20 protein-coding genes are annotated in these 23,885 nt (G+C 47.4%); 9 read left to right on the top strand and 11 right to left on the bottom strand.

Going from position 1 to position 23,885, the window contains the following annotated elements:
• Positions 1-186: 186 nt before the first annotated feature.
• The 8 genes from G519_RS0105875 to G519_RS0105840 form a co-directional block, all read right to left on the bottom strand.
• A complete protein-coding gene (locus G519_RS0105875) occupies positions 187-1,509 on the bottom strand; it encodes an ABC transporter substrate-binding protein (RefSeq protein WP_029193891.1) in 1,323 nt (440 codons plus the stop codon).
• Between the two features lie 164 nt (positions 1,510-1,673).
• Entirely contained in the window at positions 1,674-3,401 is a 1,728-nt protein-coding gene (locus G519_RS0105870; RefSeq protein ID WP_244280027.1) for a sensor histidine kinase, read from the bottom strand.
• A gap of 154 nt (positions 3,402-3,555) precedes the next feature.
• Positions 3,556-5,106, bottom strand: a complete 1,551-nt coding sequence (locus G519_RS0105865; protein ID WP_029193889.1) for an extracellular solute-binding protein — start codon at positions 5,104-5,106, stop codon at positions 3,556-3,558.
• A gap of 77 nt (positions 5,107-5,183) precedes the next feature.
• On the bottom strand, positions 5,184-6,059 hold the full coding sequence (locus G519_RS0105860; RefSeq protein WP_029193888.1) for a carbohydrate ABC transporter permease: 876 nt from the start codon (positions 6,057-6,059) through the stop codon (positions 5,184-5,186).
• 12 nt (positions 6,060-6,071) lie between these two features.
• Positions 6,072-7,037 carry an ABC transporter permease gene (locus G519_RS0105855; protein ID WP_084160041.1) on the bottom strand — a complete coding sequence of 322 codons (966 nt, stop codon included), beginning with the start codon at positions 7,035-7,037 and terminating at the stop codon, positions 6,072-6,074.
• A gap of 126 nt (positions 7,038-7,163) precedes the next feature.
• Positions 7,164-8,996, bottom strand: a complete 1,833-nt coding sequence (locus tag G519_RS41920; protein WP_051253127.1) for a sensor histidine kinase — start codon at positions 8,994-8,996, stop codon at positions 7,164-7,166.
• A gap of 27 nt (positions 8,997-9,023) precedes the next feature.
• Positions 9,024-10,640: a response regulator gene (locus G519_RS0105845; protein ID WP_029193886.1), complete on the bottom strand. Its 1,617-nt coding sequence runs from the start codon at positions 10,638-10,640 to the stop codon at positions 9,024-9,026.
• Between the two features lie 94 nt (positions 10,641-10,734).
• Positions 10,735-11,799 carry a LacI family DNA-binding transcriptional regulator gene (locus G519_RS0105840; protein WP_029193885.1) on the bottom strand — a complete coding sequence of 355 codons (1,065 nt, stop codon included), beginning with the start codon at positions 11,797-11,799 and terminating at the stop codon, positions 10,735-10,737.
• A 232-nt stretch (positions 11,800-12,031) separates the two neighbouring features.
• Here G519_RS0105840 and G519_RS41915 point away from each other — a divergent pair, with 232 nt between their 5' ends.
• Positions 12,032-13,438, top strand: a complete 1,407-nt coding sequence (locus tag G519_RS41915; protein WP_051253125.1) for an FAD-dependent oxidoreductase — start codon at positions 12,032-12,034, stop codon at positions 13,436-13,438.
• Positions 13,439-13,457: 19 nt separating this feature from the next.
• Positions 13,458-14,069, top strand: a complete 612-nt coding sequence (locus G519_RS0105830) for an SGNH/GDSL hydrolase family protein (protein WP_161632904.1) — start codon at positions 13,458-13,460, stop codon at positions 14,067-14,069.
• Positions 14,070-14,445: 376 nt separating this feature from the next.
• Here the strand turns inward: G519_RS0105830 and G519_RS0105825 are convergent, their stop codons facing one another.
• Together G519_RS0105825 and G519_RS41910 are read right to left on the bottom strand one after the other, a co-directional pair.
• Positions 14,446-15,816 carry a sigma-54-dependent transcriptional regulator gene (locus tag G519_RS0105825; protein ID WP_029193883.1) on the bottom strand — a complete coding sequence of 457 codons (1,371 nt, stop codon included), beginning with the start codon at positions 15,814-15,816 and terminating at the stop codon, positions 14,446-14,448.
• Entirely contained in the window at positions 15,809-17,440 is a 1,632-nt protein-coding gene (locus tag G519_RS41910; protein ID WP_051253123.1) for a transporter substrate-binding domain-containing protein, read from the bottom strand. The genes G519_RS0105825 and G519_RS41910 overlap by 8 nt, the downstream gene beginning before the upstream one ends.
• A gap of 223 nt (positions 17,441-17,663) precedes the next feature.
• Between G519_RS41910 and G519_RS0105815 the strand changes: the two genes are divergently transcribed.
• A complete protein-coding gene (locus tag G519_RS0105815; RefSeq protein WP_029193882.1) occupies positions 17,664-18,038 on the top strand; it encodes a MerR family transcriptional regulator in 375 nt (124 codons plus the stop codon).
• A gap of 27 nt (positions 18,039-18,065) precedes the next feature.
• The gene (locus G519_RS0105810; RefSeq protein WP_029193881.1) at positions 18,066-18,827 is read left to right on the top strand and encodes an SDR family oxidoreductase; all 762 of its coding nucleotides are present in this window, start codon (positions 18,066-18,068) and stop codon (positions 18,825-18,827) included.
• Positions 18,828-18,925: 98 nt separating this feature from the next.
• Here the strand turns inward: G519_RS0105810 and G519_RS0105805 are convergent, their stop codons facing one another.
• Positions 18,926-19,447 carry a GyrI-like domain-containing protein gene (locus G519_RS0105805; RefSeq protein ID WP_029193880.1) on the bottom strand — a complete coding sequence of 174 codons (522 nt, stop codon included), beginning with the start codon at positions 19,445-19,447 and terminating at the stop codon, positions 18,926-18,928.
• A gap of 202 nt (positions 19,448-19,649) precedes the next feature.
• Here G519_RS0105805 and G519_RS41905 point away from each other — a divergent pair, with 202 nt between their 5' ends.
• The 5 genes from G519_RS41905 (at position 19,650) to G519_RS0105780 (ending at position 23,862) form a co-directional block, all read left to right on the top strand.
• Entirely contained in the window at positions 19,650-19,967 is a 318-nt protein-coding gene (locus G519_RS41905) for an ArsR/SmtB family transcription factor (RefSeq protein WP_127527744.1), read from the top strand.
• A 112-nt stretch (positions 19,968-20,079) separates the two neighbouring features.
• On the top strand, positions 20,080-21,192 hold the full coding sequence (locus G519_RS0105795; protein ID WP_029193879.1) for an NADH:flavin oxidoreductase: 1,113 nt from the start codon (positions 20,080-20,082) through the stop codon (positions 21,190-21,192).
• A gap of 380 nt (positions 21,193-21,572) precedes the next feature.
• Positions 21,573-22,406, top strand: coding sequence for a transporter substrate-binding domain-containing protein (locus G519_RS0105790; protein ID WP_029193878.1), 834 nt, complete (start codon positions 21,573-21,575; stop codon positions 22,404-22,406).
• A gap of 20 nt (positions 22,407-22,426) precedes the next feature.
• Positions 22,427-23,104 carry an amino acid ABC transporter permease gene (locus G519_RS0105785; RefSeq protein ID WP_029193877.1) on the top strand — a complete coding sequence of 226 codons (678 nt, stop codon included), beginning with the start codon at positions 22,427-22,429 and terminating at the stop codon, positions 23,102-23,104.
• A complete protein-coding gene (locus G519_RS0105780; protein WP_029193876.1) occupies positions 23,101-23,862 on the top strand; it encodes an amino acid ABC transporter ATP-binding protein in 762 nt (253 codons plus the stop codon). The genes G519_RS0105785 and G519_RS0105780 overlap by 4 nt, the downstream gene beginning before the upstream one ends.
• The last annotated feature ends 23 nt before the right edge of the window (positions 23,863-23,885 follow it).

Here is a 23,885-nt window from a genome sequence, read left to right as displayed (position 1 = left end):
GTGCCTCCTCCTAAGCGTTTTGCGTTACGCAGCCAAACTGACTTCGCAAGCATTTAATTGAAAGCGTTTATCTTTGTACAACAAAGAGCCTTCATCTCCGTTTATTTGTCGTATGTCATGATGTCTTTCACGGAGCGAAGGCTGATGCTTATACATTTTTTTGCGATATACTATGCTGCCGCCGAATTACTTACGGCCTGTTTTTTGCCTAAGCTGCGTAGCCGTTTTCTGAAAGACACTTTCCACCGATTTGTTGTCGAGGAATATTTCAGCAAAGGCGTTGATGACCATTTCATTAGCTAGTGGATAATCTTTGGTGTATACGATCGGCGCTACCTTTTTCACCGCGTCTACATAAAGCTGACGGACCGGCTGATTGTTGAAATACGGTACTTTTTCCTGGAAAATAGGATCGCTGTACGTTGTTTCAAGCGAAGGGAACAGTCCGCCTTCCTTCATCATTTTCAGCTGAGAGTCCGAACTCCCGAGCATAAATTCGATAAACTTCCAGGCTTCTTCCGGGTGCTTGGAGTTTTTGTTGATGGCTAAGTTCGAGCCGCCGTCGATGGCACTTGCGTATTTGTCGTCTTTCGACCATTTCGGCATCGGAGCGACCGACCAATTGCCTTTGCCGTCCGGATCGATCTGCGTCGGAAGCAGAGCATCGTACCAAGAAGCGCCTACAACTGTGGCGAATTTGTTTTCCTTAAACGAGTTGTACCAAGCATCGCTCCACGGTTTCGCTTCATACACGTACCCTTGTTTCACCATATCGACGAAATATTGCCCCATCTTGATGACTTCCGGATTGTCGAGCTGTACCGAACCGTCTTGTCCAAAATACCAGAGTCCGTGCTGCCAGAGCATTTGCCCGAAGAACGTGGCGTCAGTCTTCGTCTTGGAATCGGCCATCATCGCATAGCCTGTTTTTTCCTTCAGCTGTTTGGCAAACCGCATGTAGTCGTCCCACGTCTGCAGTTGCGACGCAACTTCCTTCGGATCGGACGGCAGTCCCGCCATCTTGAACATATCGCTCCTGTAGAACATGACGACCGGGCCGCTGTCCCACGGCATCGCGTAAACTTTATTGTCTTTCGTTGCATCCGCCCACTTGTAGGCGTTCATTTTATCCTTATACGGCGCTACTTTGCTGCTGATATCGAGCAGTCCGCCCGTTTGCACCATTTGTGACAAACGCAGCGTTTCCAAATTCACAACGTCCGGAACGGCGTCGCCGGAGCTCGCTGCGATCAAGAAGTTCTGATATACGTCCGCCTGTGCCAGCACATGTAGATCGACATCGATATTCGGGTACTTAAGCTTGAAGGCAGGCATGTTCAAATCGATCACGTTCTTGGCATCTTCCCAAATCCAGACAACAACTTTCGTCTTCTCACCGGAACCGCCTACTTCAACTTGCTGCTTCGAGCTGGTACAGCCGGAAAGCACAGTCGTTAGCCCAACCACCGTGCAAAGAGCTGCGAGCGTGAGTTGTTTATTTCTCTTCACTTTACATTCCCCCTGTTTATGTCCCTTGCCTGTGCTCTCATTATACGAGGATTGTAAGCGTTTCAAAATGGCGGTTTGTTCGGAATGTAGTGCCAACTTATTCGAACTTTTCAGGGCCATGTGTCATTTTGTCCGACCCATCTGGCATTTTGTTTGAAAGTGATTTATGGGGTTTCCTTGATTTCTTCTTTCATTGGCCAACGAATCGTAATCGTAGTCCCTTTCCCTTCCTGCGATTCGATCTTCATCCCATATTGCTCGCCAAAATGCAGCTTAAACTTCTGATCCACGTTGAAACAGCCTAGTCCTCCTCGACCCGACCTCGGCATCTGTTCGTCAAGCAGCGTCGCCAGTCGTTGTTCCGGTATCCCTTCACCATTATCGGCAAGGACGAGCATCAGCTCGCCTTTATGTTTGGCGACCGTTAACTTGATCGTACCCTCCCCATCCTCAAATCCATGAAAAAAACAGTTTTCGAGCAAGGGCTGCAGTGTCATGCGCGGTATCAAATAATGGTTCAGTTCCTCCTCAACGCTCGATTGAAATTCGAACGCGCCTCCGTAGCGCACCTCTTGTATTTTCAAATAATGCTCGACCGTACGCAGCTCCTTATGCAGAGGGACTAGCTCTTGAGTCGTAATGAGACTGCCTTCCAGCACCTTCGTCAGATGATAAATCGTTTGTCTGATTTCATCGTCCCCTTTGAGCTTGGCCTGCCATTGGATCGAGTTCAGCGTGTTTAAAAGCAGGTGGGGATTGATCTGGTAATGAAACGCTCGCAGCTCGGCTTCCTTCTTCAACTGTTCTTTCTTCGTTACCTCTTGAATAAGTGTCTGAATTTGCTCGACCATGCTGTTGAAACTATTACCTAGCCGTCCAAGCTCATCTTCGGATCCGAGATCGATTCGCGAATGCAGCTTACCGATGCCGACGAGCTCCATTTTGTTTTTGAGCCGCTTGATCCGCTTCGTAATTTGCGAGGAAAATAGAAAAGATACGATGAGAGCCAGTAAAAGTGTTCCTGCTATAACAGCCGCCGTTAGCGGCTGAATGACATTAACGGAGCGGTACACCTGCTCATAAGGCGTTCGAACTTCCACCGTCCATTTATTCGATTCGAGCGTTTTCATCCAGACAAGATCATCGGCTTTGGACATTGCCGCTTGCGGGGTATCGTAGATTGCTCGTCCGGACGCATCACGGATGGTTACGAACGAATGCAGCTCCCCTTCCAGCATCCGAAACGAATCGAGCACTTTCGTTGCATCAACCTCGATGAAAATAAATCCGTTTGTAAATGTCCCATACTGACTGCTTAGCGGAAAGACGAATCCCATGACCTGATCCGGCAAATTTAAATTACGGGCGATATAATAATCCGGCGCGTGGAAGCCCGTCCAATATTCGCCGTGCAGCCCGCTAGGTATCGCCTTCCACCAGTCTGACTGACGAAGCCGGTCGACATTAATTTGCGGAGAGCCGTAATAATAGCCCGACTGCGTGATGAGATATATGCCCGTCGATTCCATCGTCTTATGAGCATCGAGAAACCGCTCGAAATTTTTTTGATCGAGAAAGCTCGCGTAGCTGCTGGACTCCTCTTCGTGGAGTGTGTTGTTGAGCGGATCGAGCAAATAGGAATAAATATAGCGCGAGGTCATTTGCATTTGGCTGGCGTATGTGTCGAGCTGTGCTTGCAGCTGATTGACGGCGGACTGCCCGTACTGACCGATTTGTGCCTGTACGATTTGCGACGATTTGGCGTAAGACAAGTAACCGAGAATGTTAAGTGGAATAATGGCAACAATTAGAAAAAATAGAAACAGCTTCGCGCGGAGGTTTCTTTTTGGGTAGAAAAACAAGGATTGCATGCGGCGGATCGCTGTATTCATGGAAGTTATCTCCTCACGTAATTGACAATAGTTGAGTTGGCGTTGTTTTAAACTTAGCATTACTTCTTTACGGGGTCTACATTGAAAAAAGCAAATAAACCGCAATAGCGGTCTATTTGCTAATCAAACTGATTAAGTTAAATGAATTTTATACTTATTTCTTTGCAGTTGCATACCAATCGTTGACTTCTTTGAAGCTTGCGTCTCCGCCGGAAGCTTTGAATTTCTGTTGGAACGCATCCAAACCGCTTAATGGCTCCGCGCCAAAAATCAACTTCGTCGTATAATCTCCCACCATCACGTTCAACTGCTGAAAGTTTTTCGAGAAATCAGGTAAGTAAGGAGCGAAGCCCAATGGATCAAGTACTCTTACATTCGCTTCCGTCACATTCATAAACTTCCAAGCTTCAAACAAGCGTAAATCCTTACGCACACGTGCTTGCCAATAAGTTGGATAATTTTTGTCATCAGAGCCCATTAAGAAATTATTTGCTCTATTGCGCTCATCTGTAAAGATAGGTTGAATCGGTGTATACGTGCCATCCTTGAATGTAAAGTGCTTATTCTCTTCACCAATGGCCATCCCTTTAAACGTTTCCTTTTCAAGTTTAGCATTCATCCATTTGATAGCATCCTCAGGATGCTTGGATGCTTTAGGAATGAAAGAAATACGATCAAAGCCTTGGTTTGCAGATAGGCCTATTTTGCCATCCTTACCTTTTAATGCTGGAAGAAATGTCGCCTTAGCTGTAGGTACGTTTTTCACTAATGCATCTGCAATAACAGGCACATCAGACCAGTTCATCAGAATGATTCCTGCTCTTCCGCTTGTGAATTTTTCTTTCGCGGTAGCATCTTTATTGGCAGCAAATTCTTTATCAATCAAGCCTTGTTTAAAGAGATCTTGGGCAAAATTGATATAGTCTTTGTAAGCTGGGTCTAGAATTCGCGGTGTTAACTTCCCATTCACATTATTCCAAAAGTTCGGCATACCAAAGGCACCGACAATGTTGTCAATGAACGGCGAATCGCCTCTCACCGTTAATGGAATATTTTTATCTCCGTTACCACCTGGATCCTTCTCTTTAAAAGCTTTGAGAACAGCCACCAACTCATCCAACGTAGTAGGCGCTTTCATTCCTACTTTGTCAAGCCAATCCTGCCGAATGTATAGGCTAGTAGAGGCGGTCGGTATACTTTTGGTAGGGATTGCGTACAATTTTCCATCCACTTTAGCGGCTTCGAGAGCATCAGGGTCTACAGCCGATTTAATGTTGGGTCCAAATTTATCGATCAGCGGCCCTAAATCTACTAAAGCGCCTTTTTTCGCATAGTCTGCATATAAAGCTTTGAATTCTGTCCCACCAAGAGAAGTGATCACGTCATAAGACTCTCCGGAGGCAATGAGAATGTTCAGCTTATCCTGGGGCTTATCCTGAGGAAGCATATCATATTTCACTTTGTAGCCCGTTTTCTCTTCTAGGAACTTAGCTACCGGATACGTATTGTAGTCCTCTTGCTGCCAAATTTGCAATGATCTTAACTCGGCCTTCGGTCCAGCAGTTGTCGCAATTGCCGCTGCTGTGCTGGCTGGGGATGCACTGCCGCCTGTGGTCGTATTTTTGGAAGCGCAGGCGACAAGAGACGAAATGGACAAGCATGCTGCAACAGTTAGAAGCATAGCTTTGTTGTGTTTTTTGAGCATGGGTAGACCTCCCTAAATGTATGTGTTTACTATATCATTAAACCCTAGATGCTTAAATCCAGAGCGTTAATGCACAATTACCCTTTCACAGAGCCAATGAGTACGCCTTTGACAAAATGCTTTTGCAAATAAGGATAAACGAGCAGCATCGGAATAATGGAGGCAATTACGGTTGCGGAACGAACCCCCTCCGGTGATGTATTCATCAAGTCGTCCGTACTTTTGTTCAAAGCGTTGGAACTGTCGGCATTCAAAACAATGTCGCGCAAGTACAACTGCAAAGGCTTAAGGCCTGCGTCATTAATGTAGAGCATGGGGTGGAAGTAGTCATTCCAGAAGTACACGGCGTAGAAAAGAGCAATCGTTGCAATAACGGGTACACTTAAAGGAAGAATGATGCGAAAAAGAATCGTAAAGTTACGAGCGCCATCCATTTTGGCGGATTCTTCAAGAGCCTCAGGCAAGGATTCATAATAACTTTTGATAACCAGCATATTAAACACACTAATGAGGGCTGGAAGCATTAGCGACCATAAGCTATTAATTAAATGCAGTTGTTTCATTAGCAGGTAATTTGGAATAATACCGCCATTAAACATCATCGTGAAAATAAACAGCAGCATAATCATCGAAATGCCTGGAAGATGCCTCTTGGACAATGGATAAGCCGTTATTGCCGTTACCAGAATCGCTAGCACTGTGCCAACAACTGTGATGAGCAGCGAAATCTCTATCGAGTGAAGAAATTGGCTGGAGGACACCACATATTTCATCGTATCTAGCTGGAAGCCTACTGGAAAAATGCCAACTTTACCAGAAACTACTGCTGACTCATCACTAATCGATTTCGATAATATATTGGCCAAAGGCAGCAGTGTAGCTAAGCCGCAAAGCAGCAATACAAGATAAACACAGAAGTCTAATGACCAATCACTAAGCGTTTTCTTATGCATGTTTTCCACCCCCTACCATATGCTTCGCTTGATCAGCTTCTTGCTAAGCTCATTACCAGCTATGATCAGGATGAACCCAACAAGAGAATTGAACAATCCGACCGCTGTACTAAAGCTATAATCCTGTTGGCCAAGACCTTGACGATACACGAATGTACCGATGACATCGCCGGACTGATACACGACCGAATTGTACATGGTCAAAATTTGCTCCGTACCCGCTTCAAGCAAGTACCCCATGCGTAAAATTAAGATCAGAATGATCGTTGGCATAATACCTGGCAATGTAATGTGGAACATTTGTTTTATTCTCCCTGCTCCATCGATGGAAGCGGCTTCATATTGTTCCTGCTCGATACCTGCAATGGCTGCGATAAAGATAATCGCATTCCAGCCTGATTCCTTCCAACCTGCCGTAAATACCACTACACTTCGGAAGAATTGGTTGTCCAGAAAGAAGGAAATCGGCGTCCCGCCGAACCACTGAATCACATTGTTCACTAGACCGCCTGATGGGGACAGGATATTAATAAACAATCCGGAAATGATCACCCACGATAAGAAATGCGGTAGAAATATAATGGTTTGAATCGTCTTCTTGAAAAAAGCCTTCCGAACCTCATTCAAGAATAGCGCGATGATGATCGGTACCGGAAAAAGAAGCACAATCTTGTAAACGCTGATCAACAAGGTATTCATGAAAACCTGATAAAACTCTTCGGAGTGTATGAGCTTCTCGAATTGATCCAGCCCTACCCATTTACTTCCGGCAAATCCATCAAAAATGTTGAAGTCTTGAAAAGCGATAATAATCCCATACATAGGCGCATATTTGAATAAAAACAGAACAAGTAATCCCGGCGCTAATAATAGATATAAATCATAATTGGTTAGAATCAGCTTCCAACGGCCACTACCTTTTGTTTTGGGCTTGGCGTGAGCTTTTTGTTGTTCAAGCTCTGTTAGTGTAACACTCATGTAAGGCTCACCTCCGTGTTCTTATAGGTTCATTATATAGGTGCCCTGAAACGACTTGTAGATGGTAATATTTCTGTTTCTGGTGCAATCTTATGGTATTTAAGCAAACAAAAAACCACCTCTTTCTTATAGAGGCGGCTTATCTGATGAATGCTTATAAGTCATTCGAACCGTAACTATAGTCCCCTCTCCAATCGTGGAGAGAAGCTCTAGTCCGTAGGCATCTCCTGCGAACAGCTTGATCCTTTCATTCACATTGTACAACCCATACGAGCTTCCGGAACCGTCAGATTTCATGGAGGGACGCGGCTCTGTCAGCAGACTTTGCATAAGCTCTGGCTCCATGCCGATGCCGTCGTCCGTGACGGATATGATCAGAACTCCCTCTTCTTGCCTGGCCTTGATCATAATAGATCCTGTCTTGCCCTTTGATTTCCTTATCCCGTGCAAAAGGGCATTTTCCACAATGGGCTGCAGTGTCAGCTTAGGCATTTCAATATCATCCAGGCCTTCTTCGATGTCAAAATGAACCTCAAAACTCTTCGGAAACCGTGTTTGTTGAATTTCCAAGTAAACCTTCGCTAAATTAAGCTCATCGGTCACACTGACCAAATCTCTGCCCTTGTTTAAGCTTAGCCTGAAATATTTGGCCAAACCATCGATCATCTGGCTAATATCGTGAGCATTATGTCCAATTGCAATCCAATTGATCGTATCTAGGGTATTGTACAAGAAGTGAGGATTAATCTGCGCTTGCAAAGCCCGAAGCTGCGCTTCACGCTCCTGCACCTTCGATTTATAAGTCTCTTCCATTAAATCTCGGACCCTATGGATCAGATGGTCGACGCTCTTTTCTAGCAGGTTAAAATCGCCTTCCGACGTTCCGCTCCGTTCATCCAGCCCCTCCATGCCTTCTCGTTTTATGGCTCTTATCACCGTCTGCACTTTGCGATTCATTCCGCGCACGATAAAAGCAATCAGAATAAAAACAAGGAGGAGGAAAAGTATCGTTACACCGGACAAAGTAGCCACACTTGAAAATTGATTCAACGAGGCCGCACGGGAGCTAATGCCATTCTTCGGCACTTCCGCAACCAACTTCCAGCCCGTCGACCCAATCGTCGTATAGACAACATATTGCTGGGTGTTGTCCTCCGTAATGGCAGATACACCCTCATCCTTTTGTTCTATAGCACTAAGCACGCTACTTGATTTCAGCTTCGTCCCAAGCAAGGATTTGTCGTTATGCAGGACAACGGTGCCACTCGGTGCGACCATGAATACATTTTGCTCTTTGTTCAACTCGATATTGGATAGGATATTATCTATGGTTTTAGCAGCGACTTCAATAGATAAAACACCTGACAAATGATCGTAATTATCCGGATCCCGCAGTACTCTAATACCCGAGAAAATATAACGGGCGCTCTGCACATCGTCAAGAAAGTTTTCCAAGTAAGCTCCCGTCCACACGAGATTGCCATTAGCATTCACTACCTCTGTGTACCAAGGACGGTTTTTGATGCTTTCCCACGGAAAGAAATTCACTCTCTCATGGGAAAAAAGCTTGGATTCGTTTACATACAATCGAACGCGAAACACAATCGGATTCGTTTTGGCATTATCAACCAAAATGCGCAGTTCCTTCAAAGCATCGAGCTGATCGCTATCCGATGATGAGGTGCTTAAATACTGATGCAGCTTAGGATTCATGAGAATCGTATTTGAAATATCTCGGGCAGAATCAAATTGGTGATTCAAATTGATTTCAGCCTGCTTCAGCGTCTGAAGCATTGTTCTAGTCACTTCTTCTTCCAAAATGCGGGAGTACCTTTGCGAGTAAGCATATAGTAATACAGAAGCTGGAATCAGGATCAACACAATGTAAGCGATCAGCCATACCCTTGCTGCAACAACGCCCTTGAAGATCATCGATAGGTAGTTCCAACCTCTACTCATGAGATGCTTCATTCCCCTCTACCGACTTTACATGAAATGATCACGAAATGAGCTCGGCGTATGTCCCGTGTGTTTCTTAAATATTTTGCTGAAATAACTAGGATCTGAGTAACCAACGGCATAGCAGACCTCATAAAATTTGTTGGCTGGATCTTTCAAGAGCTCCTTCGCTTTGTCTACCCGAACTTTCGTCATATATTCGTTGATAGTTTCGCCCGTTTCCTGTTTGAAGAGCAGGCATAGATAGGTTGTAGATAAGTACACTTCCTTCGCAATATCCCCAACCTGCAGGTTTTCTGCGAATCGTTTATCGATGAGGGAACGAATACGTTCAATGACATTTTTAGCTTTGCCGCTGCGCTTTTCACCGATTCGCTCACATACTTCGATGAGATGGGATTCCACAAGCCGTCTTAAATCACCTAATGTTTCTTGCTGAAAAACCTTAGCCAGCAGCTCGTTCTCTTTCTCCTCCAGCCCCTGCCTGTGAACATTTAGTTCAATCATAATCCGGCCTGCAAGCAGCAGCAGCTGCAAGCTTAAGTTGCGCCCATACGGCATGCCTTCCGCGCGATTGCGTGAAAGAGCGCTATAAATCATGTGAAGCTCCTCCTGCACCTTGCCGGCTTCCGCAGCTTTCAGAGAAGAGATCAATCTCTCATTCTGCGCAGGATCAAAGCGGTACATGCTGTCGTTGCCTTGTTCCAGGTTATCCATGGAGATCACCTGATTCTTACCGAGATACCATCTTTGATCGGCGGCTTCTCTTGCTTGCGAATATGACTGCGGCAAGCTGGCAAGACTTGAAATTCGCTCGCCCACGCCGATGGTCACACTAATTTTCAAATAGCTGTAGAGGCTTTCGCGAACTTCTTCGGCTAATGTAAACAGCAGATTTTCCTGATCTTCCTGCTCCACTAGTCGAAGAATGCCTACGAACTCGCCTATTTGATTTTCAAAGACATATCCACCAATCTCTTTCTCAATAAGCTCTTGCACGATATTAAGGACAGAGTAGGATAACAATTGCTGATCCCTCTCGGAACGGTTCTGTGCAATTTCAGACGCATCATCTATGCGAATCGCGATCACCCAGTATGTTGCGTCAAGCGGAAGATTAAGCCCAAGGAACTCTATGCGATCCTGTATTCGTGCAGGAAAAGTGATCCCTTCCCTAATTAATGACATGAGAAATTTCTCCCGCAGCAAAGGCATGCTCTGAATGAGCTTGACCTGCATGTCCTCAATCAGTTTTCGTTCCTGCTTTTCCGTTTGCAAGGCACGAACTAATCGTTCAACTACCACGCTCAATTCCCCTAAATTGACGGGCTTAAACATATAATCGACCGCTTTGACTAGAAGCGCGGATTTCAAATATTCGGCATCATCATGGCCGCTCACAAAAACAATTTTGATATGAGGAAATCGCTCGCTGAGTCTATTCGACATCTGAATGCCATCCATATTGGGCATACGTACATCCGTTAACACTAAATCCGGCTTTACTCGCTCAATAAGCTCCAACGCAACGTCACCGTCATCCGCATCACCCACAACTTCAATCCCATAAGCATTCCAGTCAAAATAGGTACTTAGCCCAAAACGAACTGTCGGCTCGTCGTCCACAATGACTAATTTATACATCTCGTGTCGGCCTCCCTTTAGCTGCAGATCATCTTATTATATCTTGCAAAAAAGCCAAGGACATATGAGAATCTTATGATTTCTGGTGCTATATTTACTTGAATTCAGAAAAAACACGGCTGTTTGCTGGCATTGAAGTTGTACGCCCAACAAAAAAATCACCTTGAATGCGAATGTGTTCAAATGGCAGCGTCGGATTGGCAATTCGCCACAGCATCCGGTCGGCAGCACGATAACCGGTCTCTCGGATCGAAAGAAGCGGCCTTGTGAACGTTGGCAGAGATTCCGCTTGTTCATTCAAAAATCCGACCAAGGACACATCCTCAGGCACACGCCATTTCAGCTCGTTACACAACTCTAATACGACTGGAACTTCATGGTCAATTCCACAGATGATGGCGCTAGGCGTAAAGTGTTCCATTTGTTGCAGCAGCTCTTCACGCCACTGCGCTTGGTTGGTCCGTTCACCGATGGAATGCATAGAAGGGTCGATCTCGACACCGAGCATATTCATCGCGTGACAGAAAGCTTGCCAGCGCAAAATAAAGCCACGCTGCAAATGGATATCTCCCACGTACATAATTCGCTCATGCCCTAGGCTTCGCAGATAGGTTACTGCTTGAAACGTAGCTTCGTAAACATCCCAGATCACGCTGTCTATTTTCACGCCTGGAGGAGGAAAGCTGAGCAATATTCGTGGCAGCTGCAGTCCAAACAGAGCGAGCTCCCACGCCTTAGGCACAATGCTTGGAGCGATGAAAATGCCGTCCGCATAGGCCATTCCGCTCTCTTCGATCCAACCGTTCATATGTTCTTTCTTTATCTTTTGCGGGAGCATGAGCAGCTCGATTCGATGGCCGAAGGAAAAGAAACGATCTTGAAGTCCTTGAAGCAAAAGGCGATTGTAGGCCACGGATTCTGCGGTCTGTACCAAAAGGAAGCGCTTCCTTTCGTTCGGATAAGGAGCAATGCGATCAAGCCTAAGGCTGCGAATCTGATCCATTGTATAATAGCCCAGCTTCTCGGCCGTGTGGACAATAAGCTGTCTGGTGGCTTCCGACATGCCGGGTTTTCCTTTTAGCGCTTTCGACACGGTCTGTACAGTCAACCCAAGCTCCTTGGCAATCGTTTTTAGTGTTACTTGCTTGCGGGTAGGCATATAGACTGCACCTCGATCCTATAGTAGTCCGGATTTGTTATTCGTTTAGTAATCATATCACGTCCTCTTTTTTGATTAAACTAAAATTAAACTAGTTCCTCCCTGCTAGGAATCTATAATGAAAGCAATGACACTCAATACTGAGCTTTTGCAAATGAAATGCAGATGAGTTCAAATGCAAATGAGTACAAATGCAGTTTTGCAGAAGCAAAACCTTAGGAGGAACATTCACATGACGAAGTTGAACATGCAAACCGTTACGATCCCATCACAAAACCTACCTGTTAGCTATACCCCGGACGTGGTTGTCGTTGGAGGCGGCGCATCAGGCATCGCAGCAGCAATTGCTGCAGCCCGCAATGGCGCTAATACGTTATTAATTGAGCAAAGAGGCTACTTAGGCGGGATGGGGACAGCTGCACTAGTTCCTGCCTTCTGCCCTTATACCGATGGGGAAAAGCCGGTCATTCGCGGCATCGGGCTTGATCTGCTCGAGAAGATGAAACACGCTGCCAGTGATGACTTTATGCGACGTTACAAGGAGCAGCTGGACTGGGTTCCTATCGATGTGGAAACGCTTAAGCGCGTATATGACGCAGAAGTACAGTCAAGCGGAGCGCAGGTATTGTTCCATACTGTGGCGGATCAGGTACTGCTGGACGGTGATCGGATTACAGGACTAGTCATAAGCAATAAATCCGGACGGTCCGTCGTCCAAGCCAAACTATACATCGATGCTTCCGGAGATGCGGATCTTGCTGCGTTGGCAGGCGTTCCTTTTCAAGTTGGAGGAGAGCAAGGGGAGCTTCAACCTGGTACCATGTGCTATGTGGTTACTGGTGCAGACAAGGCACGCTATGAGCAGTTCCTTCAGGAGACAGGAGCGCATAGTCAGCTGGAGAACATCGTCATTGAAGCGCAGCGAAATGGCGACCTCCCGGAGGGACGCAAGCGGATATCAGGCATGGCCTGGATTTCCGATTCAATCGTCGGCTTTAATTTCGGTCATATCTTCAACATTGACGGCACGAAAGCGGAGGATTTGACCCGTGCCGCGATCGAGGGCCGGAAGCTAATTGACACGCAAATCCGCTTTTTACGTAAATATGTGCCTGGCTTTGAGCATATCTTCCTCGTTCATTCCGGCGACCAAATCGGCATCCGTGAAACTCGCCGAATCCAGGGGGACTATACCCTCGTAGTCGAGGACTTCTTATCGATGCGGACATTCGAAGACGATATCGCACGCAATTCTTACTTTATCGATATCCATTTGGCAAACGCCAACAGCACGATGACGATCAAGCATCTGCCAAAAGGCAAATCCCATGGCGTACCTTATCGCTGCATGCTTCCAAAAGGCAAATCGAATTTAATCGTAGCCGGACGTTCCGTCTCGTCCGATCGTCCTGTGCAAGGCTCGCTTCGCGTCATGCCTAACTGCTTTGCGATGGGAGAGGCCGCAGGTGTCGCGGCAGCTATGGCAAGCTTCGCCGGCCTAGGTTTCCGCGAGGTTCCGATCTTAGAACTGCAGAACAAGCTGATCGCGCAGGGTGCATGGCTCGGTGAACGGCCGGGTAAAGCTGATTCGGATCAACCCGTTGCCGTAGGTGCCGTTACATTTGATGAAGAATGTTAGTGTAGGGAGTATTCATGAAATGCAAAGTAAGTGGGTAGGAAAAACCTGGGGAACACTCGGTGACAGCATTACAGAAGCAGGAGGCTATCAGCCTCACATTCAATCTGCTCTTGGCTTTTCGAGCGTGATCAATTATGGGAAAAGCGGCTGTTCGATGACGGCTGGAGGCGACCGCGATTACGGAGCCACGACACATGTGGGCAAATCGATAGATGCTTCCTTGGATTGCGTCACCATCTTCGCGGGAGTGAATGATTTTCGTTTGGATAAACCGATTGGCGATATCGGTTCGAACAATATTTATACGTTTTATGGAGCCTACACGACCCTTATCGAAGATATTTTGACGAAAAATCCGCGCTGCCGCCTTAGTTTGTGGACACCGCTGCAGCGTGATAAAGATGGGTATGACATCTTTTACATCAACGCTGCCGGGCACCGTTTATCCGATTATGTCGAAGCTATTCAGCATATTGGTCGTCAGTACGCTCTTCCTGTCCTTAATCTCTATGAACAAAGCGGGCTTAATAAGCTGACGCTGCCCCACTTTACTTCAGATGGCTTGCATCCGAATGAGACTGGTCATCGACGCATTGCGGATATGGCGATCCCTTTTTTGTTAAGTTTGTGATTAAAGCCGTTCTCAGGTCTGACTTTTCATTCATTGTGCCGCCTCAAAAAGCTGCTGAACGACTCTAAATTTCGATTTTGGAGTCGTTCAGCAGCTTAGATGGGCTACCATGATTGCCAATGTTGTAGTTTCTACAACAATTCACACGCCCAAAGGCTTTTTTGTATGCTGAAGTTGTAGTTTGTACAACAATTCGAACCCCATTTGTCGCGAAATGGCCTGTAGGGGGCTGAATTGTTGTACATAATGCAACATCAGAGGGATAAAAGCCGGATCTAGGCAAAATTGTTGTACATTCTACAACATCATTCGACCGAAGAGGTGGATTCATCCGTTTTTTTTCCCACGCGCTATCCTTAAGAGGCCATCCCACAGCCTATGGGAATGCTCCTTCCTCTTTATATTTAGACATCTTATCTCGCAGCGTACGTTCGCCAATATCCAGCATTTCGGCCGTTTTGCGGCGGTTTCCGCCAAGCTCTCGAAGCGTTGCCAAAATGAGCTTTCTCTCCGCTTCGAGGGCCGTATCGCCCACATAAACAGGAACGAGCCGACCGTCTGCCGTTTGCCCGCGCTGGGGCTGAAGGTCCATCGGCATATCTCGGATCGTCAAATGTTCGCCGTCGGCGAGTGCGATAGAACGTTCGATAATGTTTTGAAGCTCCCGCACGTTGCCGGGAAAAGGATAGTCATTCAGCAGGTTGATCGCTTCCTGCGAGATGCCCTTTATTTGCTTGGACATTTTTCCGCCGATTTTATCCATAAAATGACGGATTAGCAGCGGGATATCTTGCTTGCGCTCGCGGAGCGGCGGAACCTGGATCGGAATAACGTTCAACCGGTAATACAAATCTTCCCTGAACTTGCCCTGCTGCACTTCTTTCTTCAAATCCCGGTTCGTTGCGGCAATAATCCGAACATCGATCCGTTTCTCCTTATGCCCTCCGATTGGCGTCACTGTCTTCTCCTGCAGCACCCGCAGCAGCTTGCTTTGCAATCCGATATCGAGCTCACCAATTTCGTCGAGAAACAAGGTGCCCCCATCTGCTGTTTCGAAAATACCCGCTTTACGTACATTTGCGCCTGTAAACGCGCCTTTTTCATAGCCGAACAGCTCGGACTCCATCAAGTTAGCGGGAATCGCGGCGCAATTAATCGTGGAAAACACCTGCTCCCGCCGCTCTCCTGCAAAATGAACGGCACGAGCGACCAGTTCTTTTCCTGTCCCGCTTTCCCCCAGGATCAGTACGCCAGAATCGATGTTCTTCACCTTATCGATAAGCGTAAACACGTGCTTCATCCGATCGCTTTCACCAATCAAACCGTGCACGTCGTAGGCTTTGCGGATTTCTCCGTCCAACCATTCCACCCTTGATTGAAGGTGATACTGCTCCTGCGCTCTGCCGCTCAGCACCTTGAGCTCCTCCATATCGATCGGCTTCTGCACGTAATAGAAAGCGCCGAGCTTCATCGCCTCAACGGCGGAAGCGATGCTGCCGTACGCCGTCATCATGATGACGACCGTCTTAGGCGACAGCTGCTTGATCGTCCGCAGCACCTCGATGCCGTCCCTCATGCCGATCCGCAAATCCAGCAGCACGATCGCAAACGAAAGATGTGCGAATAAAGCGACCGCCTCGTCAGGATCGACGGATGTATACACTTGATATTCGTCTTCCAAAATAAACGACAACGATTTGCAGATCGAGATTTCGTCATCAATGATAAGCAAATTCGGTTTATGCATGCTCGTTTTCCTCCTGCTCACCTGGTAATTTCAACGTCACCTTGGTTCCGGTTCCCTTCCTGCTCACCACTTCGATCCCCCCATTGTTCTCGGTCATCAGCTGGTAGCAAATCGACAGCCCAAGCCCGACCCCTCCGGTTTTTCGCGTAAAAAAAGGTTCGTAAATGTTCGCCAAATCCTGGGGATCGATGCCTTGGCCGGTATCTTCTATCGTCATCATGACATGAGGACTATCGCTGTAAGCCTTTATTTGCAGCTGTCCGCCGTCCTCCATGGCATCGATTGCATTTTTGAACAAATTGATCAGCACCTGCTTGATCTGCTGGGCATCCGCCCAAGCAACGCAAGTCTCCGGCACTTCAAGCCGGACGACGATCCGTTGTTTTTCAAACAACTGCTGGAACAACAGCACAACGGCTTGAATGGTTTCACCGATGTGGAAAGTCGCTTTCTCAGGCGGTTTGTCACGGGAGAAGTCCAGCAGTTCGCCGACGATCCGGTTCAACCGCATCACTTCCCCAGTCACATGCTGCGCAAAAAACTCGCGGTATTCCTTGTTTTCGTATTTGGTTGGCAGGAGTTGTGCATAGGATAAAATGGACGTAATCGGATTGCGGATTTCGTGGGCAATCCCTGCGACTAATTGGCCTAACGATTGCATCCTATCTTTACGCGCAAGCTCGTCCAGCGTTTTTTTGTACGTGTCGACGCGCTTCTTCAATTCTTTCTTCAGCGTAAAATTCCACCATAAAATGATGAGCAGCACGCAGGTTATGGCGAAAAGGCCGATAATAAAATAAGTAAGCAGGCCGCGTATATTGCGAGGTGACGGATAAATATATTCGCCGAACCATTTGCGTTCGATTTTCGGGTAAGTTCCGTTTGTTTTGATTTTCCGCAGCCCAACGTTGATCGGCTCAAGCAGCTGTTCGTTCCGCTTCAGGACAACCATGCCATAGTCGGTAGGCGAGATCGGATCGCCGACGAGTTTCACCTTGTCCTGCTGGCCATTCGATTGCAGCAAATACTGACCGGTAATTTGATTGCCGATAAAAGCGTCCACTTTGTGATCCAGCAGCATCTTGATTGCCTTGTCCTGATTTTCCTCCGCGAGTACAACAGCATTTTGAAGCCGTTGCAGCGCTTCGCCGCTAATATCGCCTTCCTGAACGGCTGTTTTCCGATGCTGCAAGTCGCCCAGAGAGAACACAGAATAATTGTCCTTCAACACGAAAATCGCCTGCGTACTTGTGAAATAGGGTTCGGAGTAGGCGTATACAGACGAACGCTCCTTACTGTATTTCATCCCTTGAATGGCATCTACCCGCCCCGCTTCCAACGCCTTTAGCGCTTCACTCCATGGCATCGGATAAAACTCAAATTTGATCCCGGTTTCGATGGAAAGCGCGTTCATCATATCAACGTTAAAACCTTGAAACGTACCATTGGCCTCAAATTCGAAGGGTGGAAACCTGTTATCGCCGGCAACGCGAATCACTTGACGAATCTCGGATGGTGTACCTTCAGCTGCAGAAGAGAGTAACGGGAAACAGAAAGTTGCTACAAACATGACAAAAGCCATACAAAGAAGCGGAATGCTAGTCACAAGACCCTCTTTGCGCATTATCCTTTCATCCCCTCTCTATCATGGATAGTCAGTATTATATCTTAATTCGGGAAATTTCACGATTCACTCCACTACAGCCCGGTCCCTCAATACAAAGGATAGCTCGTCCCGCTCTTGGGATAGACTAAAATATTTTTTGGTTAATGTGTTGACTTAAACCTTGGTTTAAGACGTATGATAGTCTTGTCGACAATGAAAGATAAAATTTGGAGGCCTCCAGATGAAGTATTGTTCCATTAGCGAAGCTTCTGACAAATTCAATATTCCAGAATCCACGTTACGTTTTTATGAAAAAAAAGGACTACTACCATTAATCGAGCGTGATAAAGCTGGTAGGCGGTTATTTTCAGAAGATCAAATGGCGCTACTTAAAACCGTTATTTGTTTAAAAAACACGCACATGCCAATAAGTGATATCAAGCAATATATAGACTGGATCGTAGAAGGAGACAACACCACCCATCTCCGACTTGAAATGATGAAGAATCACAAGCAAGCTGTGCTAGCTGAGATTTCGTTGATGACAGAATCCATAAAAGGAATTGACGTAAAAATTACACGTTACACGAAACGCACTCAGGAAAGAAAAGAGTGAAGAAAATAATGGAGAAGAGGAACTATAATGAAACTTTCAGGAAATACAATACTTATTACAGGCGGAAATGCTGGAATAGGATTAGCTTTTGCTGAGCGTTTTATAAAATCTGGAAATAAAGTCATTATTTGCGGACGACGTGAACTTGTACTTCAAAATGCGAAAGAAAAATTCCCTAGTCTTATTACTCGTGTAAGTAATTTGGATATTGAATCCGAGCGTGTAGCATTGTTTGACTGGGTAACAGCGAACTATCCAGAAGTGAATGTGTTAGTTAACAATGCAGGGATCCAACAACGCTTTAATGTGTTAAAAGCGGATCCGAAGAACAATTGGAGTTATTTCAATAAAGAAATCACAACCAACATTGAAGCACCTTTCCATCTCTCTATGCTGTTCGCTCCATTTTTTGCAACAAAAGAAGAGGCAACTATTATTAACGTGACATCTGGGCTAGCTTTTACACCGTTTGCGATTGCTCCGATTTATTCAGCAACAAAGGCGGCGCTCCATTCATTTACGATAAGTCTAAGACATCAACTTTCTGATACGTCTGTAGAAGTAATTGAAGTTGCTCCTCCGGCCGTGAATACAGATTTAGGTGGGGCGGGGTTGCATACGCATGCGGAACCATTAGATGCCTTCGCAGATGGAATTTTCAAAGAATTAGAAGAAGGTAAACAGGAAATTGGATATGGTACTTCTGTGAATCGCTTACGCATGTCACGAGATGAAGTCGACGAACATGTAGCAAATATGTACAAGGCAATGAAAAACACAATTGAATAACTATACCTGCGAAAAAGCATATTAAAAAGCAAAACTCACCGCAGTATTGGCGAGTTTTGCTTTTTAAATTACGAATCCCATAATGGGAAACTATAATATTATGCCCCATTTGACTTCTTGCGCACCGGGTAAAGCATCGTAAAGTCGAATGTTTCAATTTCCGTATAAGGGATTGTGAGAGCGTTCAACGGTTCAAGCGGAACCGTCTCCATCCCGAATACTCCTTCACGACGATCGAGCTCATAATCGGGCGACTGGTCTAGCCACGCAAATATCGCATCATATACGTGCCACATGTGCACCTCATTCCCGTATACGCGGGCGCTCGCACAGAGCCCTCCGCCTACCTCCAGAGTCTCAATGCCATCCGGTACATCTCCGAACTCGCGAACCGCCAGTCCGACCCAGAGCGTATCGACTTGCTTGCTCCATTGATCCTGTTGAATGAACACATACGCAGAGGGCCCATCAGTGAGTCTCTCATCCTTAAGGGGGACCTGCGCTGTAAGCTTGTTCCACGCCACCCGCGTCCCGTTTTTGTCAGGTGTCATCCCCGTCCGTACTGCCAATGCCTTGAAAGGCGCCACTTCAACTAACTCAACAGCTATCGTCTTTTGCAAAAAAACTCTCCTCCTTCACGATTATCCATGATGAAGACATCCTGCTAAATACATTCGCTTTTTTCCAGAAAAAACCTTTTTCACGGATTGCACACTCTGAATAAATACTAATGTGGTTATCATATTTCTCATGAGCGGTACTTTTGGTATACTTGGAACAAACCAACTAGGAATGGGTGTCGAGGATTTGAAAAATGAAGATATGCTTGCTGTGCTGAAGGCCTTGTCTAATGAGACACGCCTCAACATCCTTTGCTGGCTGCGGGAGCCGGAAAAGATGAACGAGAATCTGCCGAACGTTATCAAAGAAGAGTTCCCTGGGGGTGTCTGCGTGGGAAGCATTCAGGAAAAATCCGGTCTGACGCAGTCGGTCATCTCCTCGTACCTGTCCTCCATGCAGAAAACCGGACTGCTGGAGTCCCGACGCTATGGTCAATGGACTTATTACAGGCGCAATGAAGAGGCGATTGCCGCTTTTTTGGAGGACTTTGCGGCCGGGCTGCAGGTCAAGAAGAAGTAGCCCCAAAAGTTTTCTCTGAAGTGCTTGCACTTTCATATATTCATCTATATATTTGTATTTGTAGATTAATAAACAAAAAACAAACCTTTTCTATACAGAAGGAGAGAATAAGATGACCACATCCAAAACAGCAGAGGCTCTGTTCAAGCCTTTTGAAAATGGCCGACTGAAGCTTGAAAATCGTATTGTCATGGCCCCGATGACCCGCTGCTTTTCGCCGACAGGCGTTCCAGGTCCCGACGTGGCCGGATATTACCGCCGGAGGGCGGAAAACGCCGTCGGTCTCATCATCACTGAAGGAACAGTCATTAACCATCCGGCTGCGGCTGCTGACCACGGCGTGCCGCATTTTTACGGGGAGGACGCTCTTGAAGGATGGTCGCGCGTCGTGCGCGAAGTGCATGAAGCCGGCGGCAAAATCGCTCCGCAGATCTGGCATACCGGCACTGCCCGCGAGAGGAAGAAATTCCCGGATTCGAATGTCGACCCGATCGGGCCTTCTGGCCTGAGCCTGACCGGCGAGCCGGTCTCAGAGCCGCTAACGGTCGAGGAGATTTCCGGTCTCATACAGGCTTATGCCCAGGCCGCGGCCGACGCTAAGCGTATCGGCTTTGATGCGGTGGAGATCCACGGCGCGCACGGTTACCTCATTGACCAGTTTTTCTGGGACGTCACCAACATGCGCACGGATGATTATGGCGGCGACCTGGTTGGCCGCACCAGATTCGCGGTGGAGGTCATCGAGGCAGTGCGAGCCGCAGTCGGTCCCGACTTCCCGATTATCTTCCGCTTCTCCCAATGGAAACCGGTTAATTACGGCGCCAAGCTGGCAGCGAGTCCAGAGGAGCTGGAGCGCTTCCTCGCACCGCTGTCTGCGGCAGGCGTCGATATCTTCCATGCCTCCACGCGGCGCTTCTGGGAGCCTGAGTTCGAGGGCTCAGACTTAAACTTGGCGGGCTGGACGCGCAAGCTGACCGGGAAGCCGGCTATTACCGTCGGCTCCGTCGGCCTTGACTCCGTTTTCACCAGCCTTTTCGAGGAGGGCAAGGGCGGGCAGGCTGCCGGCATCGACAACATTATCGAGCGTCTGGAGCGCGGAGAGTTCGACCTCGTCGCCGTTGGTCGCGCGCTGCTGACTGACCCGGCCTGGGCGGCCAAGATCCGCGACGACCGCACCGATGAGCTGCTGCCGTTCACGCGGGAGGCACTTACCACGCTGAGCTGATTCAGCGCTGAGTATCGGGCAGCAGCCGACTCAACCCAAAGCTTTTTTCATATCCAATCCAAAAATACCTTTATAAATTTAAACAGGCGGCTCTATCTGTGATATGCAGGTGGAGCCTCTTGTTTTGTCCACCTTGTCTGTCTCAAACCTAATCAGATACTTAAGTTTCACCTGAAATCTGGTAGATCAAAAGGCGGCGAAATCCACCGCAGCGGCAAAAACTGCCGCTTTTGTCTCTCCTAACGAAACCTCTCGCTATCTCCAGCTTTTTGTGAAACCCCTTACAAATACACCTATTTTTCTCTCTATTAAATGATTGGCATGATATTTGCTTATTAAGAGATATGCAGCAACTATCAAATCACAATGGGGGAAAAAAAATGGCTCACCAAATGAAAAAAGTAAATCTTCTCGCGATTCTATGCGGACTAACGATTCTTGTAACCGCTTGCGGTGGCGGGAAAGCGAATCCGGCACCGAGCGAACAGGCCAAAACGGCGAATGCAGCAGCGAAAGTCAGCACGGACGAAGTGCTGCAAAAAATCGCAAAGAACAAAACACTGACAGTCGGAACGGATGCGACCTTCAAGCCGTTTGAATACAAATCGGGCGACAAATATGATGGTTTTGACATCGAGCTCATTCAAGCGGTTGCCAAAGAAATGGGTGCGGATAAAGTGGAATTCGTCGATACGGAATTCAAGGGACTGATTCCAGGCTTACAGGCCAAGAAATTCGACTTAATCGTTTCCGCCATGTACATTACCGACGAACGCAAACAGACCATCGATTTCTCCGAAACGTACTACCCGGGCGGTCTGACGATTATGCTCAAAAAGGACAATGACAAGATCAAAGGCATCGAAGATTTGAAAAATAAAAAAGTAGCTGTGCAAATCGGGACTAAATCCGTCAAATTTTTAGAAGAGAACCACAAGGACATTCCATTGGTGAAGGTCGAGAAGAACACCGAAATGTTTCTAGAACTTGAGACCGGCAAAGTCGACGCTGTCGTAACCGGTGGACCTGCTGCCAAGACGTATGCGAAAGAAAAAGGCACTGTGAAGGTGCTGCCTAAAGAACTGACGCAAGAATTTTACGGGTACGGTATCCGCAAAGATAGTCCGGAATTTCAGAGAGCCGTTAACGAAGCGCTCGCGAAAATTAAAGCGAACGGCAAATACAACGAAATCGTCAAAAAATGGTTTGAATAAACAGGAAATGAGGGTTGACCATGCAGCATCTTGATTTTAGCATCCTGGCGGAATGGCAAAACATTCGTCTCCTTTTGCAGTCGTTATGGTATACAGTTGCTTACACGCTAGCAGGGTTTACGCTTAGCATCTTGGTCGGAACGATCATTTCGTTTGGGCAGATGGCCAAAAACAGACCGATAAGGTTCTTGTCCCTCGCCTATCTTTCCTGGTTCCGGGGAACGCCGCTGCTTGTCCAGCTTTTCCTCTTATACTACGGCTTGCCGATCCTGTTCGGTATCGATACGGTCCCTTGGGTGTCCGGCATCATCGCCCTTGCGATGTACGGCGGCGCCTACTCGTCGCAAATCATTCGCAGCACCATCCAATCGATCGACCGGGGACAGATGGAGGCTGGACGATCGATCGGCTTCTCCTACGCGCAAACGATGCGGAAGATCATCATTCCGCAAGCGGTTATCCGAATGCTTGCACCGATGACCAACGAGCTGATTTCGCTGACCAAAAACTCGTCGCTGCTGTCCACGATCACGGTAGTGGAGCTGTTCCGTCAGGCAAACATCCTGATCGCCGATACGTACAAGACGCTGGAATTTTTGATTGCTGTCGCCATTCTTTATTACGTGGTCAACAACATTATCGGACTTATTGGGATGAAGCTGGAGAAACGTCTGAGCACAGGAGATGACATGCGATGATACGAATTAACGACTTACACAAAAGGTTCGGCAGCAACCGCGTGCTGCGGGGTGTGGATCTTCAGGTGAATCGCGGGGAAGTCGTGGTCATCCTCGGACCGTCCGGTTCGGGAAAAAGCACGCTGCTGCGCTGCATCAACTATTTGGAGACGTTCGAAGAAGGGAACGTGTTCATCGAAGGAAAGGCAATCGGCCGCATTTCGGCCGGCGGACATTCCCGGGAAATGCCGCAAAACGAACTGAATGCGATGAGGCAGGAAGTAGGAATGGTATTTCAATCATTCAACCTTTACCCGCACATGACAGTGCTGCAGAACATCACGCTGGCCCCAACTTCATTACGCGGCATGCACAAAGAGGTAGCGGAACTTCTGGCACTCGAACTGCTCCGCAAGGTCGGTTTGGAGGAAAAGGCGAATGCCCGTCCATCGAGTCTCTCCGGCGGCCAAAAGCAACGCGTCGCGATTGCCCGCGCACTTGCGATGAAGCCGAAGGTGATGCTGTTCGACGAACCTACATCCGCTCTCGATCCGGAAACGGTGGGAGAAGTGCTTCAGGTGATGCGCAATCTGGCGCAAGAAGGGATGACGATGATCATCGTCACGCACGAGATGGGATTCGCCCGCGACGTGGCCGATCGGGTTGTCGTCATGGATGGCGGCGTTATCCTCGAAGAAGGAGTCCCTTCGGACATTTTTACGAACCCGTCGCATCCGCGAACGCAAACATTTTTGAGCCAGGTGCTGCAAAACAAATGATCCGAAGCAAGTAGCGGCTTCGA

It is taken from the genome of Paenibacillus alginolyticus DSM 5050 = NBRC 15375 (genome assembly GCF_000422905.1).
GTDB classification, from domain to species: Bacteria; Bacillota; Bacilli; order Paenibacillales; family NBRC-103111; genus Paenibacillus_E; species Paenibacillus_E alginolyticus.
This window is presented reverse-complemented; position numbering and strand designations above follow the sequence as displayed.